Below are 17419 nucleotides of genomic sequence, written 5' to 3' on the forward strand. Positions count from 1 at the left end.
TACTTTGGAGATGACACAGTGAACCTCTACAGCACAAGCCTTCGCAAGGTCGCCCTGCTCGTCGGTGCCGGTGCGGTTGCCGCAGCGGGCATGACCGGTCTGAGCGCCGGCGAACCGGCTCAGGCATCCGAGGGAGGCGTCTGGGACAAGGTCGCCGAGTGTGAGTCCGGCGGCGACTGGCACATCAACACCGGAAACGGCTACTACGGCGGCCTGCAGTTCTCGCAGCAGACCTGGACCGGCTTCGGTGGATCCGGTACGGCCGATCAGCACAGCAAGAAGGAACAGATCCGCATTGCCCAGAAGGTCCTCAAGGAGCAGGGACCGGGCGCCTGGCCGGTATGCGGTGAGAAGGCCGGTCTGACGAAGTCCAATGGTGCTGCCGATGACGGCGGCGGCTCCAGCGATGACGGCGACTCCAAGGACAGCGGCAAGGTCGGCCTCGGAGGCAACGTCACCATCGGCGGCTGAGTCCACAGCGAACCCCTGAGGTCAATCGACTGACCTTCATGGCCGCGTACGAGAAGAGTCTCGTACGCGGCCATCGCTGTCTCTGCGGTCGCCGCTCCGCAGTGAGTGCGTGCGACAGCGACTGGCTCGGACGATCGTGGTCCGGATGCTGCGTGGAACACCGATAATATACATTATGTTAAGTAAACAGTGAGAGCCGCTCTCCCCGCCTCCGCGACGCACCACGGCACCCACGTGACGCACCCCTGCCCCCGGTCCCGCTCGACCGTGTCAGAACCCGAAGGCGCCCGCCGTCTCGCATCGGCATCCTCAGGACGGCACCCGCAGGACACCGACTTCCGCATTCCGCCGATCACCGAGCTCAGCATCCTGCCATTCAAGCGAGCACCTGATACGGTCTACTGGTGAGTAACTTCACCGGGTCTCGAGGCCCGCGACCTCGACTGTGACCCACTCCCCTGGCGCCGATGCCGGAAAGGACTCACCCATGGCCGCAGACACCACAACCGCAGCAGATGCCGTCGGCACGGCGGCGATCCACAGACTCTGGCAGAAGCTGAGCAGGCAGCCGCTGGGCAGATGGCTGTTCACACAGGGCGTGTGCTTCAAGGCGCCGTACTTTCGCACCGTCCATCCGCGCATCCGGGAACTCCGCCCGGGTCTGTGCCGCGTCAGCGCGCCCAACCGCCGCGGGGTGCGCAATCACATCGGCACCTATCACGCCATCGCCTCGTGCAATATGGCCGAGATCGCCGCTGGCGTCATGACCGAGGCGACGGTCCCGCCCTCGCATCGCTGGATTCCGAGCGGAATGACCGTTGACTACAATGCGAAGGCCACTACAGGCGTGACTGCGATCGCCCGCCTCGACCGGATCCCGGATTTCGACGACGATCCGTTCGATCTGGTCGTACCCGTCGACGTCCTCGACGCTGACGGCAATGCATTCGTCACCGCGCACATCACCATGCGCATCTCCAGGAGGAAGGATCGATAGACAGCGCCTGGGACGGCAGCTCGCACGGCCGACTCCCCCGCCGATGCGCCGGCTGATCGATTCCGGTCATGGCTGATCGACTCCGGCCATGACCGTCATCGGCGACTTCGTTCCCGGCAGTCGGGAACTGTGCCGCCATCCCTGTGATCTGGGACTCATTCGCGATACGTTGCTGGAACACGTGATCGAGTACACGGCGTCGTGGACTCAGCACGCGCGATTCCGGTGACAGCGAAGTGAGGAGCCTGCCATGGTCACGGCGAGTGGATCGGCCGACTACATCGGCCTCGCGAATGCCCCGATTCTCTGGATTCTGGCGTTGGCGGTGATGGGCGTCGTCGTCGTTCAGTCGCTCATCTACATGTCCGCGGTGAAGAAGAACGCCGAATCGGCCGGGATGAGTCGACAGGAGGTCCGCTCGGCCTTCCGCGCCGGCGGCGTCGCCGCGATCGGGCCCTCCCTGTCCGTCGTGCTCGTGGCCATCGCGCTCCTGCCGCTGTTCGGCACTCCCCCGGTCATCGTCCGCGTCGGCCTCATCGGATCGGCCGCCACCGAGGTGGCCTCCGCCTCGCTCGCGGCCGGGACCATGGGCGCCAACCTCGGCGATGAGACGTTCACCCGCGGCGTCTTCATCGTCGCTCTCATGGCCATGAGCCTCTCCGGTGCGGGCTGGATGATCTCGACGCTCATCCTCACCCCGATCTTCAAACGCAGCTCGAACCGACTCGAGAAGGTCAACCCCGCGCTGATGTCGATCATTCCGGGCGCCGCGCTGCTCGCGGCCTTCGCGGCACTGACCTTCCGTGAGCTCCCGAAGTCGCCCACGCATGTCGTCGCCGTCGTCGTCTCGGCCGTGGCGATGAGCATCTGCCTGTTCCTGGCTCGCACCTTCAAGCAGAACTGGCTGAAGGAATGGGGGCTGGGCATCTCACTGCTCATCGGCCTCGTCGCGGCCTACTTCGCCCACTACGCCGGACTCGGCCAGCCCGAAGCCTGAGGAGGCCACCATGTCATCGATCATCACATCACCGTCCCACGCGGCCTTCGAACGCACCACGACCAGATGGGGCTCGATCACGCTGTTCATCGGCTTCCTCATCGCCACCTCGGTGCCGTTCTATCTGCTCTTCGTCGCCGATGCGAACATCGACTTCGGACAGATCCTCAAAGGCTTCCTCGCCGTCTTCGCCGTCTACGGTGTGTTCTACATCGTCGAACCGCTCACCTACTTCCCGATCCTCGGACCGGCCGGGATGTACCAGGCGTTCATGATCGGCAACGTCGCGAACAAGCTGCTGCCCTCGGCCATCGTCGCCCAGGACGCGATCGGGGCGAAGCCGGGCACCCGCAGGGGCGAATACGCGGCGACCATGGCCATCTGCGGCGCCGCCATCATCCACGTGGCCTCGATGGTCCTCTTCGTCGGACTGCTGGGCACCTGGCTCGTCTCCCTCATCCCGGCCCCGATCACGCTCGTGGCCAAGCTCTACATCCTGCCGGCCATCCTCGGCGGTGTCACCGTCCAGCTCATCGCCTCCCTCCGCCAGGTCAAGTCGACACTCATCGCCCTCGGGCTGGCGGCCCTGGTCATCCTCGTGCTCATCCCGCTGGTTCCGATCCTGGCCCCCGGCGACGTCGCCATCGTGGTCTTCCTGACCATCCTCATCACCTGGTTCACTCGCAACAAGACGGTCACCGACAAGAAGACCGACGGCGGCACGGTGGGCATCAACTGAGCCTTCCACCCTGCGAACGCGCAGGCCGAACCCGCCTCAGCCCTGCGAAGATGACAAGAAGCTCGTCAGAAAGGACATCATGTCGCTCCACCCCACCCTGCGTGAGTCGATCAGCGCCGACCTCGACCGGATCGTCGCCGACTACAAGGACTTCCACCGCACCCCCGAACTGTCGATGCAGGAGACGCGGACCGCAGCCGAGATCGACGCCCGCCTCACGGACCTGGGCCTGACCACCCACACCTACGGCGGCACCGGCGTCGTGGCCGTGATCGAGAACGGCAAGGGCCCGGTCATCGGCTACCGCGCCGACATCGACGGTCTGCCGATCGCCGAGGACACCGGACTCGACTACGCTTCGACCGCAGAGGGCATCCTGCCCGGGGGCGAGACGACCGCGGTCATGCACGGCTGCGGACATGACACCCACATCACCGTCGGGCTCTACCTGGCCAAGTACCTCGTCGAGCACCGCCAGCTGTGGTCGGGCACCGTGGTCATGCTCTTCCAGCCCGGAGAGGAGACCGGAGCGGGCGCACGCGCCATGCTCGACGACGGACTCTGGGACGAGATCGTCCGCCCCGAAGTCATCTACGGCCAGCACGTGTGGCCCGGTCGGGCCGGCCACATCTACGCCAGCAAGGGCACGGCCATGGCCATGTCCGACTGCATCAAGGTCACGGTCAGAGGCAGACAGGCCCACGGCTCCCAGCCGGAGAACGCCGTCGACCCGATCGTCCTCGGCGCCTATATGATTACCCGCCTGCAGTCCGTGGTCTCCCGGGAGATCTCCGGCCGCGATATGGCCGTGGTCACCGTCGGCACCTTCCACGGCGGACTCAAGGAGAACATCATCCCCGACTCCGCCGTGTTCGAACTCAACATCCGGACCTTCAACGAGGACGTCCGCGAAGTCGTCCTCGACCGGGTCCGGCGGATCATCCTCGCCGAGGCGCTGGCCTCCGGAGCGCCCGAGCCCCTCATCGAGGACATGTACCGCTTCCCCCGCTGCTACAACGATCCCGACGAAGCCGAGGCCTTCATCGCCAGCGCGGCCTCCGAGCTCGGTGACGAACACGTCCACGTCGAGGGCCCGGTGACCGGAAGTGAGGACTTCGGAGCCTTCGGCGACGCCATCGACGTCCCCTATGTCTACTGGTTCTTCGGCGGCTACTCCCCCGCCGAATTCGGCGGCGACGAACCGCCGGCAGGAAACCACTCGCCGTTCTTCGCCCCCGACGACATCGAGACCACACTGTCGACGGGCCTCCGCGCCGGGCTGGCCGCGGTGCTGAGCAAGGTCGGGAGGTGACATGGTCGATAACGAACTGCTGTGGTGCTCGACCCGGGAACTCGCGGCCCGGATCGCGGCGAAGGACATCTCCGCCCGAGAGGCCCTGGAAGCGCATCTCGAACGCATCGACGAGGTCAATCCCGTCATCAACGCCGTCGTCACCCGCGACGACGAGGCTGCCTTCGCCCAGGCCGAGGCCGCCGATGCCGCGACGGCCCGCGGTGAGAGCCTCGGTGCCCTCCACGGAGTGCCGATGACGCACAAGGACACGCACGACACCGCCGGGATGCGCACGACCTGGGGTTCGCCGCTCATGGCCGAGCGTGTTCCCGAGACCGATTCGCTCATCATCGCCCGGCTCAGACAGGCCGGGATCACAACGACGGGCAAGACGAATGTGCCTGAGTTCGCTGCGGGCTCGCACACCTTCAACGAGGTCTTCGGCACGACCGTCAACCCCTATGATCCGACCAAGTCGGCCTCGGGGTCCTCCGGAGGCGTCGGGGCCGCGCTCGCCGCCGGGATCCAAGCCTCCGGGGACGGTTCGGACATGGGAGGCTCGCTGCGCTCCCCCGGATCCTTCAACAATGTCGTCGGCTTCCGCCCGAGCAACGGCCGCATCCCGCACACGCCCCCGGCCAACCCCTATGCCTGGCTCTCGCAGAGCGGGTTCATGGCCCGCACGGTCTCCGACGTCGCCCTGCTGATGAGCGTCGCCTGCGGACCGGAGCCCTCTGCGCCCGGGTCCCTACCCGAGTCGGGCGGCGTGTTCGACCTGCCGGAGTTCGGACTCGATGCGCACGACTCCCCCGATCTCACCGGGACCAGGATCGGGTTCAGTCCCGACCTGGCCGGTCTGCTTCCGGTCGAGGACGAAGTGGCCGACATCGTCGGAGCCGCCGCTGGGGTCCTCAGCGAACTCGGGGCCGGAGTGGACACGGTGATCCCGGATCTGTCCGACGCCGATGAGGTCTTCGGCGTCCGCCGAGCGCTCGACTTCGTCGGGAACTGGGGCGCTCTCTACGAGGCCCACCCGGATCGGATCAAGGACTCGGTGGTCTGGAACATCCGGATGGGACTGGGCCTGACCGGTGCCGAGGTCGCCTCGGCCGAGGCGGCTCGGGCACGATTGCACTCCGAGGTCGACCGCTTCTTCTCCGACCACGATGCGCTCGTGCTCACGACCTGCCAGGTCCTGCCCTTCGACGCCGGCATCGAATATCCCACGCGGATCAACGGCGTGCAGCTGGAGAACTACCTCGACTGGATGCGCTCACTGTGCCTGATCTCGGCCACCGGGTGCCCGGCGGTCTCGGTTCCGGCCGGATTCTCCGCCTCGGGGCTGCCGGTGGGTGTGCAGATCGTGGCCCGCCCGGGCGCCGATGTCGAACTTCTGCGCATCGCCCACGCCTTCGAGGCGGCCACTGCCCACCACGCGAGGCATCCGCAGCTGTGAGGGACAGGTTTGGCAAACCTGCGCGGAGTTTGCCGAGCCTTTCCACACTGGAATGGTTCTAGAAAAGGTGTCACGATACTGTCAGAGCAGGCGGAAAGGTTCCGTCTCGAAACGCAAAGGAGTAACAGATGCACCTGAGCCCCGCCATGCAGAAGGCCCTCAACGAACAGGTCACCCTCGAACTCGAGGCCTCGCTGGTCTACCTGCAGCTGTCCATTCAGCTCGACGATCTCGATCTGCCCGGAATGACGCGCTGGATGCGTGCGCAGTCCGAGGAGGAGCAGGTCCACGCCGCTAAGTTCACCCAGCACTGCCTCGACCGCGATTTCGCTCCGCAGATCGGCGACATCGCCGCTCCGAAGGTCTCCGGCTCGCAGCCGATCGACTTCTTCAAGGCCGCCCTGGCCCACGAGGAGAAGGTGTCCGAGTCCATCCGCAGCCTCTACCGCACCGCGCAGGCCGAGGCCGACCTCGATGTCCTGCCGCTGCTGCACTGGTTCATCGACGAGCAGGTCGAGGAGGAGTCGAGCATCTCCGAGATCATCGGCCGCCTCGAGCGCGTCGGTGACGACGGCTCCGGTGTCCTGCGCATCGACGCCGAGCTCGGTTCGCGCCATCCCGACATCAACGCCGACAACGAGTGACAGCTCGACTCCTGATCACCGGCGGCTGAGTTCGGCTCGTCCCGATTGAAAGCGCCAGTGGCTGATGAGGCGGCCGGCCCCCTTTTCTGGGGACCGGCCGCCTCTCTTTCGTCCCTGCCGGCGCCCCGTCCGGCCGCGGTCATCGGACACGGTCCTCAGCGCAGCACCGCCTCGGCGATGAGCATCACGAACGGCAGCGTCAACAGCATGACCACCGTCTGACCGGCGATGAGAGCGGCCATCAGTCTCGCGTCGCCTCCGAGCTGCCGGGCCATGACGTAGCCCGAGCTCGCGGTCGCGATCGACTGGAAGATCATGCCCACGAGCGCGGGCACGGCGGGAACGTCGAAGACCAGCAGGGACAGAAGCGACAGGCCCGGCAGCACGAGCAGCTTGATCACGGTCGAGGCGATGATCGCCCGCGCCTGCTCACCGAGCGAGAACGGGCGCAGTCCCGCCCCGACGCAGAGGAGTCCGATCGGCAGCGATGCCGCGGCCAACGGGTCGAGAACGGCCGCGGCCGGTGTGGGCAGGCCCACCCCGGTGAGGTTCGCCGCCGCTCCGGCCAGGCAGCCGAGCACCAGCGGGTTCGTGATGATCCCGCGCAGCAGGGCTACGAGCGAATTCGGACCGGTGCGCAGGAATTCGAATCCGAGACTCGAGACGATATTCACCGTGGGAACGAGGATCGCCGCGACGATGGCGGCCACGGCCGTGCCCTCGGAGCCGAACAGACTCGCGGCCAGCGACAGTGCGATATAGGTGTTGAACCTGATGCCGCCCTGGAGCACCGAGGTGAACCCGGGCAGATCGCGCGCGATCACCCGTCGGGCCGCAGCGATGCCGATGGACACGATCACGGTGGGGATGACCAGGGCCGCGGCCAGCCGCGCGAGCGGGACATGGGCCACGTCCACCTCGGCGACGGAGGTGAAGAGGAGGACGGGCAGCAGGCAGTAGTAGGCAAGTCTCTCGGCCCCGGACCAGAACTCCTCACTGCCGAATCCCGGCAGTCGCCTGAGCACGAGACCGAAGGCGATGAGCACGGTCACGGGAAGGAGGGCGAGAAGCACCGGTACCAGACTCACAGAACTGAGAGTTTCATGAGATGGGAATCATTTCAAAGTTGAGTGTGTTTGACTCAATGTAGGAACCGAACGAAAGGAAGCACATGGCTACACGATTCGACCCCATTCGTGATCTCGATCGATTCTTCACCGAGGTCACCCGCACACCGAATTCCACGACCCTGCCGATGGACCTCTACCGCGACGGAGAGGTCTTCATCGCCCGCATCGACATGCCCGGGGTCGACCCGAACAGCATCGACGTCGATGTCGAGGACCGGACGCTGACCGTTCGCGCGAAGCGCGAATCCGAGGTCGCGGACAAGGACGTGAAGTGGCTGACCAGGGAGCGCACCACCGGCACCTACGCCCGACAGCTCACACTCGGCAACCGGGTGGCCCTGGACAGGATCCGCGCCGACTACAGCGACGGCGTGCTGACCCTGACCATCCCCGTCGCCGAAGAGGCACGTCCGCGGAAGATCACCGTGTCGCACACCTCGTCGAACCGAGGCACCGAGGTCGTCGAATCGACGTCGACCGATGAGACAGCGGGCATCGAAGGCTGATCCGCGCCCGGACCACCAGAAACCAGGCGGGCCGCACCTGTCATCGGGTGCGGCCCGCCTGCTGTGTCCGGGGGCTGCCCACGTGAGCCTCGTCCGGCCGGTCCGCGACCCGTCGCGGCCGGGCGTCCGCTCAGGGCCGCGGCGGGTCACAGCCGATCAGCTGCGTTCGAGGAGATAGGCCAGGCACATGTACGGCAGCTCGATCGCATCGGTGACCGGGCGCTCATCGCGGAAGTACTCACGCAGATTCGACTCCACACGGTCCCGGGTTCTCTCATCCGACCGGAGCCAGTACGAACGGGTCCGGGCGAGATCGACGATGCCGTCGACATCGAGTGCCGTGGTGAACTCGACGATGCGGTGGTCGGTCAGTCTCAGACCCGCACCCGGCCGCGGCCGGTAGTGCGGCCGGTAGACATCGCCGGCGTGCATGATGCGGCTCAACCGCAGCACCCACTCGATGCGCACATCGAGCTGGTTGATGAGGATGAGCAGCCTGCCGCCCGGTGTGAGGATGCGTGTGATCTCGGCGGCTGCGGCCGCCTCGTCGAACCAGTGCCAGGCCTGGGCGACGGTGACGAGGTCGAAGGCCGCCGCTTCCGAACCGGTGTCCTCGGCAGTGCCGATCCGCTTCGGTGCCTGATTGCGAGCAAGCGCCGCGGGATCGGGATCGACGGCCAGCACCTCGCATCCTCGTGCGAGCAGCTCCCGACTGAGGATCCCGGTTCCGGCTCCGAGGTCGCACACCCGCATCCCCTGCCAGTCAGAGCCGGCCAGATCGAGTGCGGCCGCGGGATAACCGGGACGGACCTCGTCGTAGACCTCGGCCTGAGCGCCGAAGCCGCGCCCGTGCGATGACTGTGCCCGCGGTCTCATCTCGTCTCGGTCCTCCACTCCCCCGGCTGCTGCGACCGTCAATCGGCGATCAGGAACCACTCTAGCCTCGGCCTCCGATGATGAGTCGATAGGATGGGGCCAAGCCCCGTTCCCAGCTCGAAGGAGCCAGCATGTCCACACTCTCCGATCTCCAAACGCGCCTGGATGAGGCGTCAGCCGACTACGAGGAGTTCGCCTCCCGCGGTCTCAAGCTCGACATCACCCGGGGCAAGCCCTCTCCCGAGCAGCTCGACCTCGCCGCCGACCTGCTGACCACCGTCACCGGCGACGATGCGTTCACCCCCAGCGGTGTCGACACCCGCAACTACGGCGGGCTCGAGGGGATCAGCGAACTCAGGGAGATCTTCGCCCCGTTGCTCAGGGTCCCGTCCGATCAGCTCCTGGCCGGTGGAAACGCCTCGCTGACATTCATGGCGCAGGCGCTGACCTTCGCGCTCATCCACGGCAGCGCCGTCGACGATCGTCCCTGGGGGCATGGACCGCACAAGCTGCTGTGCCCGGTGCCCGGATACGATCGGCACTTCACTCTGGCCGAGTCACTCGGCTTCGAGCTGCTGAGCATCCCCATGGACGATCAGGGACCGGTCATCGCCGAGGCGCAGCGTCTGGCCGACGACCCCGCCGTCAAGGGGATGTGGCTGGTCCCGATGTATTCGAATCCCACCGGCATCACCATCACCGAACAGCGTGCCCGTGAGTTGGCGGCGATGCCGACCGCGGCCGTGGACTTCACCCTGCTGTGGGACAACGCCTATGGAATGCACCATCTGCGCGAGGAGCATCCGGACAATCTCGACATCCTCTCCCTGTGTGCCGAGGCCGGCAACCCCGAACGGGCGTGGATCTTCGCTTCGACCTCGAAGATCACCCATGCGGGTGCGGGCGTGTCGTTCTTCGGCGGCGGCCCGGCCACGGTCGACTGGATGGTCTCGAACCTCGGGAAGGTCGCGATCGGCCCGGACAAGATCAACCAGCTGCGCCACCTGCGCTTCTTCTCCGACTCTGCGGGAGTCGAAGCGCATATGCGCAAGCATGCCGAGATCATCGCCCCGAAGTTCGATGCGGTGCTCAGTGCCCTCGAAAAGGGACTCGGCCCCGACAGCCTCGCTCGGTGGACGCGGCCCGATGGCGGCTACTTCATCACGCTGACGACGATGGAGGGCATCGCCGATCGCGTGGTCAAGCTCGCCGCCGAGGCGGGAGTCAAACTGACTCCGGCCGGAGCCACCCATCCCTATGGTCTGGATCCGAGCAACAGCATCATCCGCATCGCTCCGACGATGCCCAGTCTCGAGGAGGTCGAATTGGCCGCTCAGGGTCTCGTCGCCTGTGTCAGACTCGCCAGCTATGAGAAGCTCGTGGCCGGCTGAGGGCCGGTGCCGACGCTTCGGTCACAATGACAACGGACCGCCTGCGGGATTCGCAGGCGGTCCGTTTGCTGTCATACCCGGTCGATCGGGCTCAGTACTCGTAGAAGCCGCGACCGGACTTCACGCCGAGCAGACCGGCATCGACCATGCGTGACAGGAGCACGGGCGGTTTGGTCGCCGGATCGTCCGTCTCGTCGTACATGCTCTGCGCCGCATAGAGGCAGGTGTCGAGCCCGACGAGGTCGGCGAGCTTGATCGGGCCCATCGGGTGGGCGCATCCGCCCACCATGCCCGCGTCGATGTCCTCCTTCGTGGCGAACCCGGACTCGAGCATCCGGATGGCGCTGCACAGGTACGGGATGAGCAGGGCGTTGACGATGAATCCGGGCCGGTCCTCCGCCTGGATCGGGTTCTTGCCCAGCACATCGGTCACGAACGAGGTCGCGGTGGTCCTGACCTCATCGGCGGTGAGCACGGAGGAGACGATCTCGACCAGCGGCTGCACGGGCGCCGGGTTGAAGAAGTGCACCCCCAGCACACGTTCGGGCCGCGCGGTCGCCCGGGCGAACCGGACGATCGGCATCGACGAGGTGTTCGAGGCCAGGATCGCCTCGGGGTCGGTCACGACCTCATCGAGTTCGGCGAAGATCGTCTTCTTGATCTCCTCGTTCTCGCTGGCGGCTTCGATGACGAGCTGCCGGTCGGACAGATCGGCGATGTCGGTGGTGAAGCTCAGCCTGCTCAGGGCCGCCTCGCGGGCGGATTCGTCGAGCTTGCCCTTCTCGACGGCGCGGTTCAGCGACTTCTCGATCCGGGCCCTGCCCGCGGCGGAGGCCTCCTCGTTGATCTCACGGACGATCACGTCGAGTCCGGACTTCGCCAGCACCTCGGCGATTCCGGCTCCCATGAGTCCGCTGCCGATGACGGCGGTGCGTTGAATGCTCATAAGCGTCTCCTTCGTTGGTCTGGGTAAATGGCAGTTCAGCCCATACGGGCGAGGAACCAGTCGCTGGACCGGATGGCCTTCATCGCCTCTCGGCGACGCTCCTTCGGCAGCGTCTGGACGTAGACCTGGCCGTCGAGGTGGGCCACCTCGTGCTGGAGCATCTGAGCGAAGACCTCGGTACCCTCGACCTCGACGGCTTCGCCCTTCGCATCCACCCCGCGCACACGAGCGAACTCGTAGCGCGGGGTGGGGAAGAAGAGTCCGGGCACCGACAGGCAGCCCTCTTCGATATCGCGCAGCCGACCGCCGAGTTCGACGATCTCCGGGTTGATGACATAACCGGTGCGCCCGTCGAGGTCATAGCCGAAGGCGCGCAGTCCCACGCCGATCTGCGGGGCGGCCACGGCGGCACGCCCCTCCGGCAGGGCACTGTCGACGAGGTCGTCGGCCAGGGCCTGCACGCTGTCGTCGAAGACCGTCACCGGCTCGCAGACGCTGCGCAGCACGGGGTCGCCCCACAGGCGGATCTCCCGCTCAGGCATCGACGACTGCGACGAGATCGCCGCCCTCGAGCTGCTGGACGTCGGCGATGGCCACTCGGGACACGGTGCCGGCGGTCTGCGTGGTGATCGTCGCTTCCATCTTCATCGCCTCGATCGTGGCGATGGTGTCTCCCGAGGCGACCTGGTCGCCCTCCTGGACCTGCATGGTCACGACACCGGCGAAGGGGCTGCCGACATGACCGCGGTTGTTCGGATCGGCCTTCTCAGCGGTCTTGACCTCGCTCTCGACGGAGCGGTCGCGCACCTGCAGGGGCCGCAGCTGTCCGTTGAGGGTGAACATGACCGAGCGCATTCCGCGTTCGTCGGTGCCGCCGACCGCCTGGACCCCGATGAGCAGGTTCTTGCCCTTCGAGATCTCCACCGCGTGCTCCTCACCGGCGGTGAGACCGTAGAGGTACTCGGAGGTCTCGACCACCGACAGGTCACCGTAGTTGGCGCGCATCTGCTCGAATTCCTTGGTCGGTCCCGGGAACAGCAGCTGGTTGAGCTTGTCCTTGCGTTCCCGTCCCGGACTCTCCAAGGCGGCGGCATCATCGGCTTCGAGGTGCTCGACCAGCGGCTTGTGGGCCCGACCGGCCAGCGCCTTCGTGCGGAAGGGCTCGGGCCACCCGCCGGGTGGATCTCCGAGGTCGCCGCTGAGGAATCCGATCACCGAATCCGGGATGTCGAACTTGTCCGGGTTCTCGGCGAACTCCTCCGGTGCGACACCGGCACCGACGAGGTGGAGTGCGAGGTCCCCGACGACCTTCGACGAGGGGGTGACCTTGACGAGGTGGCCGAGGATCGAGTCGCCGGCAGCGTACATCTTCTCGATATCCTCGAACCGCTCCCCCAGGCCCAGTGCCACGGCCTGCTGGCGCAGGTTCGACAGCTGCCCTCCGGGGATCTCGTGACGGTAGACGCGACCGGTGGGGCCGGCCAGACCGGATTCGAAGGGTGCGTAGACCTTGCGCACGGATTCCCAGTACGGCTCGAGGTCGCTGACGGCGTCGAGGCTGATGCCCGTATCGCGTTCGGTGTTCTCGAAGGCCGCGACCAGTGCCGAGAGGCTGGGCTGGCTGGTGGTCCCGGCCATGGACGCCGATGCCGCGTCGACGGCGTCGGCACCGGCGGAGGCGGCCGCGTACAGGGTCGCCAGCTGACCTCCAGCGGTGTCATGGGTGTGCACGTGCACAGGCAGGTCGAAGTTCTCACGCAGAGCGGTGACGAGCTTCGCCGTCGCCGCCGGACGCAGCAGACCGGCCATGTCCTTGATGGCCAGCACATGGGCGCCGGCGTCGACGATCTGCTCGGCCAGGCGCAGGTAGTAGTCGAGGGTGTAGAGCTCCTCGGACGGATCGAGGATGTCCGAGGTGTAGCACAGGGCCACCTCGGCCAGTGAGGAGTTCGTCGCCCGCACGGCCTCGATCGCCGGACGCATCTGCTCGACGTCGTTGAGGGCGTCGAAGATGCGGAAGATGTCGATGCCGGTGCGCGCGGCCTCGTCGACGAAGGCGTCGGTGACCTCGGTCGGGTACGGGGTGTAGCCGACGGTGTTGCGTCCGCGCAGCAGCATCTGGAGGTTGATGTTGGGCACAGCGGCTCGCAGCGCCTCGAGACGCTCCCACGGATCCTCACCGAGGAAGCGCAGGGCGACATCGTAGGTGGCTCCGCCCCAGGCCTCGATGCTCAGCAGCTCCGGGGTCATCCGCGACACATGCCCGGCCACCGCCAGCAGGTCGCGGGTGCGGACCCGCGTGGCCAGCAGCGACTGGTGGGCGTCGCGGAAGGTGGTGTCGGTCACCGCCAGCGCGGTCTGTTCGCGCAGGCTGCGGGCGAACTCGACGGGTCCGAGTTCGACGAGTCGATCATGGCTGCCGGCCGTCGGGGTCTCGGAGAGATCGATCTCGGGCAGCTTGTCGCTGGGGCGGATGCGCAGCTGCGGTTCGCCGTGGGGACGATTGACAGTGACATCGGCGAGGTAGTCGAGCAGCTTCGATCCGCGGTCAGCGCTGACTCGGGCGTCGAGCAGGTGCGGGCGCTGCTCGATGAAGGACGTCGACAGGTCCCCGGCGACGAACGAGGGATCGTCGAGGACGGCCTGGAGGAAGCCGATGTTCGATGAGACTCCGCGAATGCGGAATTCGGCGAGGGCGCGCTTGGCCCGGCCCACGGCCTGCGGGAAGTCACGTCCGCGGCAGGAGAGCTTGACCAGCATGGAGTCGAAGTGGGGACTGACCGCGGCACCGGCGTGGACGGTTCCGCCGTCGAGCCTGACCCCGGCTCCGCCGGCGGACCGGTAGGCCGTGATCGTGCCGGTGTCGGGACGGAAGGAGTTCGCCGGATCCTCGGTGGTGATGCGGCACTGCAGGGCGGCTCCCTTGATGCGCATGTCTTCTTGGCGCAGGCCGATCTCATCGAGCGTTTCGCCGGAGGCGACGCGCATCTGTGAGGCGACGAGGTCGATATCGGTGATCTCCTCGGTCACGGTGTGCTCGACCTGGATGCGCGGGTTCATCTCGATGAACACGTGCTTGCCGGCTCGGGGCCCCTCGGTCTCGAGGAGGAACTCCACGGTTCCGGCGTTCTGGTAGCCCAGTGCCTTCGCGAACTTCAAAGCGTCCGTGTGCAGGGCCTCGGCGATGGCCGGGTCCAGGTTCGGCGCCGGTGCGATCTCGACGACCTTCTGGTGGCGGCGCTGGACGGAGCAGTCGCGTTCGAACAGGTGGATGGCGTTCGAGTCGTTGTCGGCCAGCACCTGGACCTCGATGTGGCGCGGGCGCTGCACGGCCTGTTCGATGAACACCGTCGGATCCCCGAAGGCACCCTCGGCTTCGCGCATCGCCGCCTTGAGGGCGTCCTCGAGATCGGATGACTGGCCGACACGCCGCATTCCGCGTCCGCCGCCGCCGGCGACGGCCTTGACGAAGAGCGGGAACTCCATCGATTCGGCGTCGGCCAGCAGCTGTGCGATATCGGCTGAGGGGCGGGTGGAGTCGAGCACGGGGATGCCGGCGCTGCGGGCCGAGGCCAGGGCCTGGACCTTGTTGCCGGCGAGTTCGAGCACGTCGGCCTTCGGGCCGATGAAGGTGATTCCCGCTTCGGCGCACGCCCGAGCCAGGTCCGGGTTCTCCGACAGGAAGCCGTAACCGGGGTAGATGGCGTCTGCGCCGCTCTCCTTCGCGACGCGCAGCATCTCCTCGACGCTGAGGTACGCGCGGACGGGGTGGCCTTCCTCGCCGATCATATAGGCTTCATCGGCCTTCATCCGGTGCTCGGAGTTGCGGTCTTCGTAGGGGAAGACCGCGACGGTTGAGGCTCCGAGTTCGTAGGCGGCACGGAAAGCACGAACAGCGATCTCTCCGCGGTTGGCCACGAGAACTTTAGAGAACATAGGTGTCTCTCACTTCTGTATCGGCCGCACTGGGCGACTGGTCGACAAGCTGTCGGAAACATACTCTACTCAGTGACATGCACCACCTCTGCGGCCGGGGGTCCACTTCCGATTGAGGCGGGCGTCTCGGCGTGGTCACCCCGGTCGGTTCGGGACCGATACGTTAACGTAGGAGGGTGCTTGTCCTAAGTATCAGCAGCCTCAAAGGCGGAGTCGGTAAGACATCCGTGACGCTCGGTCTCGCCTCGGCGGCCTACAACAGGGGAATTCCGACCCTGGTCGTCGACATGGACCCGCAAGCGGACTCGTCGACCGGCCTCGATGTGCCGACGTCGACGCGCGTCGACATCGCCGATGTTCTAGCTGCTCCGAAATCCCAGAAGATCCTGTCCGAGGCGATCATCCCCTCCGGGTGGGTCGGCGACAGACTCGGCCATCTGGACGTGATCTCCGGTTCGCCGCGTGCCGCGGAGTTCGACCGGCCCTCACTGTCCGAGCGCTATCTGCGTCGCCTCGAGGACGCCTTGAGTCGGATCGCCAAGGGCTACCGGCTCGTCCTCATCGACTGCCCTCCCAGCCTCAACGGACTCACGCGCACGGCTTGGTCCGCGAGCAACAGGGTTGCGGTCGTGACCGAGCCGAGCCTCTTCTCCGTGGCTGCCGCCGATCGTGCCCTGCGGGCCACCGATGAGCTCAGGCAGCGCGGCGCCGGTGACCTGCAGCCACTGGGTCTGGTGGTCAACCGGGTCCGTGCGGGTTCGACCGAACACGACTACCGGATCCAGGAGATGCGTGAGATGTTCGGCCCGCTCGTACTCAATCCGCCGCTGGCCGAGCGCGCAGTGATGCAGCAGGCCCAGGGATCGGCGCGCCCGATCCATTCCTGGCCGGGCCGACCGGCCGAGGAGGTCGCCGGCTCCTTCGATTCGCTGCTCGACCGAGCACTGCGGTCGGAGAACATCCGCAGTCGTCGCGGCAGTGCCGGGACGAAGTCCGGCCAGCAGGCCTCCGAGAAGGACTAGCCGCTGCCCCAGACCGAACGCTGCCGCCCGAACGTCATGTTCGGGCGGCAGATTCGTGTTCAGGAGGACTTCGTCGTCAGCAACAGAGATCAGGGATGAGAGGCCAGGGCTCTTCGACGTCGGGAAGAGGGGCAGTACCCCGTGAATGGTGCAGGCGGCCCGTCCGGTGGACGGACCGCCTCGGCGATCGCGGAGAGCTGCTGTGGGCTCAGCCGAGCTTGCGGGCGCGGCGGGCGGCGAGTTCGTCCATCGCCTCGATGGCCGCATCGTCCTCCGGCAGCCGTTCGCTGGGCAGCTCGGACAGGGTGCCTTCGACTTCGTTCCACACTCGGCCCACAGCGATGCCGAACACACCCTGTCCGCCCTGCAGGAGGTCGACGACCTCGTCGGGCGATGTGCACTCGAAGACGCTGGCGCCATCGGACATGAGAGTGATCTGGGAGAGATCCTCGACGCCGCGGGAGCGCAGGTGATCTACAGCGGTGCGAATCGACTGCAGGCCGACACCGGTGTCGAGGAGGCGCTTGACGATCTTGAGGACGAGGATGTCACGGAAGCTGTAGAGACGCTGGCTGCCGGAGCCGGTTGCGTTCCGGATCGACGGGGTCACCAGATCGGTGCGCGCCCAGTAGTCGAGGCGGCGATAGCTGATGCCGACGACCTTGCAGACTGTCGGACCGCGGTAGCCGGCCTCTTCGTCGAGAACGGGCAGATCATCATCGAACAGCAGCCCTTGGGCTGCTGACGGCATCGACGTCATGTCGACGCTTTCGTGACTTGAGCGGTTCACACCGACTCCTCCTTAAAGTCCCTGGGGGAAGCGAAGGTCGCTTGGAAGGACCGAGAACACAGTCATTCTAGCCCTCTTCCCAGCGAACCTACAGTGGGATTCAACAACTCCAAGCTATTCTGCTCGTCCGGTCAGGACAAACACCCGAAGGTAACGATTTCTGCGTGTCGCCGTTACCGCAGTATTCGAACATGTCATCGGCATCGTTCGGGGCCCGCATCCGG

At 66.4% G+C, this 17419-nt stretch carries 17 protein-coding genes; 11 read left to right on the forward strand and 6 right to left on the reverse strand.

Annotated elements, in window-relative coordinates; translation table 11 throughout:
- Window positions 1-18: 18 nt before the first annotated feature.
- From IG171_RS06795 to IG171_RS06830, 8 genes are all read left to right on the forward strand, one after another.
- Window positions 19-471: a transglycosylase family protein gene (locus IG171_RS06795; RefSeq protein WP_283091850.1), complete on the forward strand. Its 453-nt coding sequence runs from the start codon at window positions 19-21 to the stop codon at window positions 469-471.
- A 487-nt stretch (window positions 472-958) separates the two neighbouring features.
- The gene (locus IG171_RS06800) at window positions 959-1468 is read left to right on the forward strand and encodes a hotdog fold domain-containing protein (RefSeq protein WP_212130843.1); all 510 of its coding nucleotides are present in this window, start codon (window positions 959-961) and stop codon (window positions 1466-1468) included.
- A gap of 88 nt (window positions 1469-1556) precedes the next feature.
- Window positions 1557-1697 carry a hypothetical protein gene (locus tag IG171_RS06805; protein ID WP_212130845.1) on the forward strand — a complete coding sequence of 47 codons (141 nt, stop codon included), beginning with the start codon at window positions 1557-1559 and terminating at the stop codon, window positions 1695-1697.
- 21 nt (window positions 1698-1718) lie between these two features.
- Window positions 1719-2465, forward strand: a complete 747-nt coding sequence (locus IG171_RS06810; protein WP_212130847.1) for a DUF5058 family protein — start codon at window positions 1719-1721, stop codon at window positions 2463-2465.
- 10 nt (window positions 2466-2475) lie between these two features.
- Window positions 2476-3204 (forward strand): hypothetical protein, encoded by a 729-nt coding sequence (locus IG171_RS06815; protein WP_212130849.1) that lies wholly within the window; start codon window positions 2476-2478, stop codon window positions 3202-3204.
- A gap of 79 nt (window positions 3205-3283) precedes the next feature.
- Window positions 3284-4516, forward strand: a complete 1233-nt coding sequence (locus IG171_RS06820; RefSeq protein ID WP_212130851.1) for an amidohydrolase — start codon at window positions 3284-3286, stop codon at window positions 4514-4516.
- 1 nt (window position 4517) lies between these two features.
- Window positions 4518-5954 (forward strand): amidase, encoded by a 1437-nt coding sequence (locus tag IG171_RS06825; protein ID WP_212130853.1) that lies wholly within the window; start codon window positions 4518-4520, stop codon window positions 5952-5954.
- A gap of 128 nt (window positions 5955-6082) precedes the next feature.
- Window positions 6083-6598 (forward strand): ferritin, encoded by a 516-nt coding sequence (locus IG171_RS06830; RefSeq protein WP_212130855.1) that lies wholly within the window; start codon window positions 6083-6085, stop codon window positions 6596-6598.
- Between the two features lie 155 nt (window positions 6599-6753).
- On the opposite strand, the gene IG171_RS06835 is transcribed toward IG171_RS06830, so the two are convergent.
- Window positions 6754-7686, reverse strand: coding sequence for an AEC family transporter (locus tag IG171_RS06835; RefSeq protein WP_212130857.1), 933 nt, complete (start codon window positions 7684-7686; stop codon window positions 6754-6756).
- Window positions 7687-7769: 83 nt separating this feature from the next.
- Between IG171_RS06835 and IG171_RS06840 the strand changes: the two genes are divergently transcribed.
- Window positions 7770-8234 carry an Hsp20/alpha crystallin family protein gene (locus tag IG171_RS06840; RefSeq protein WP_212130859.1) on the forward strand — a complete coding sequence of 155 codons (465 nt, stop codon included), beginning with the start codon at window positions 7770-7772 and terminating at the stop codon, window positions 8232-8234.
- 156 nt (window positions 8235-8390) lie between these two features.
- Here the strand turns inward: IG171_RS06840 and IG171_RS06845 are convergent, their stop codons facing one another.
- On the reverse strand, window positions 8391-9110 hold the full coding sequence (locus IG171_RS06845; RefSeq protein ID WP_212130861.1) for a class I SAM-dependent methyltransferase: 720 nt from the start codon (window positions 9108-9110) through the stop codon (window positions 8391-8393).
- Window positions 9111-9241: 131 nt separating this feature from the next.
- Here IG171_RS06845 and IG171_RS06850 point away from each other — a divergent pair, with 131 nt between their 5' ends.
- Window positions 9242-10501 (forward strand): PLP-dependent aminotransferase family protein, encoded by a 1260-nt coding sequence (locus tag IG171_RS06850; protein WP_212130863.1) that lies wholly within the window; start codon window positions 9242-9244, stop codon window positions 10499-10501.
- 91 nt (window positions 10502-10592) lie between these two features.
- On the opposite strand, the gene IG171_RS06855 is transcribed toward IG171_RS06850, so the two are convergent.
- The 3 genes from IG171_RS06855 to IG171_RS06865 are packed head-to-tail and all read right to left on the reverse strand — an operon-like array spanning window position 10593 to window position 15383.
- Window positions 10593-11447 carry a 3-hydroxybutyryl-CoA dehydrogenase gene (locus IG171_RS06855; protein ID WP_212130865.1) on the reverse strand — a complete coding sequence of 285 codons (855 nt, stop codon included), beginning with the start codon at window positions 11445-11447 and terminating at the stop codon, window positions 10593-10595.
- A gap of 35 nt (window positions 11448-11482) precedes the next feature.
- Window positions 11483-11989: a peptide deformylase gene (locus tag IG171_RS06860; protein WP_212130867.1), complete on the reverse strand. Its 507-nt coding sequence runs from the start codon at window positions 11987-11989 to the stop codon at window positions 11483-11485.
- Window positions 11982-15383, reverse strand: a complete 3402-nt coding sequence (locus tag IG171_RS06865; protein WP_212130869.1) for a pyruvate carboxylase — start codon at window positions 15381-15383, stop codon at window positions 11982-11984. The genes IG171_RS06860 and IG171_RS06865 overlap by 8 nt, the downstream gene beginning before the upstream one ends.
- A gap of 176 nt (window positions 15384-15559) precedes the next feature.
- Here IG171_RS06865 and IG171_RS06870 point away from each other — a divergent pair, with 176 nt between their 5' ends.
- Complete coding sequence (locus IG171_RS06870; RefSeq protein ID WP_212130871.1) at window positions 15560-16405, forward strand: ParA family protein; 846 nt, start codon at window positions 15560-15562, stop codon at window positions 16403-16405.
- Between the two features lie 208 nt (window positions 16406-16613).
- Here IG171_RS06870 and IG171_RS06875 read toward each other — a convergent pair whose 3' ends face one another.
- Window positions 16614-17195 carry a MerR family transcriptional regulator gene (locus IG171_RS06875; protein ID WP_249204150.1) on the reverse strand — a complete coding sequence of 194 codons (582 nt, stop codon included), beginning with the start codon at window positions 17193-17195 and terminating at the stop codon, window positions 16614-16616.
- Window positions 17196-17419: the final 224 nt, after the last annotated feature.

The organism is Brevibacterium sp. SMBL_HHYL_HB1 (assembly GCF_018208375.1).
In the GTDB taxonomy this organism is placed as follows: Bacteria; Actinomycetota; Actinomycetes; order Actinomycetales; family Brevibacteriaceae; genus Brevibacterium; species Brevibacterium intestinavium.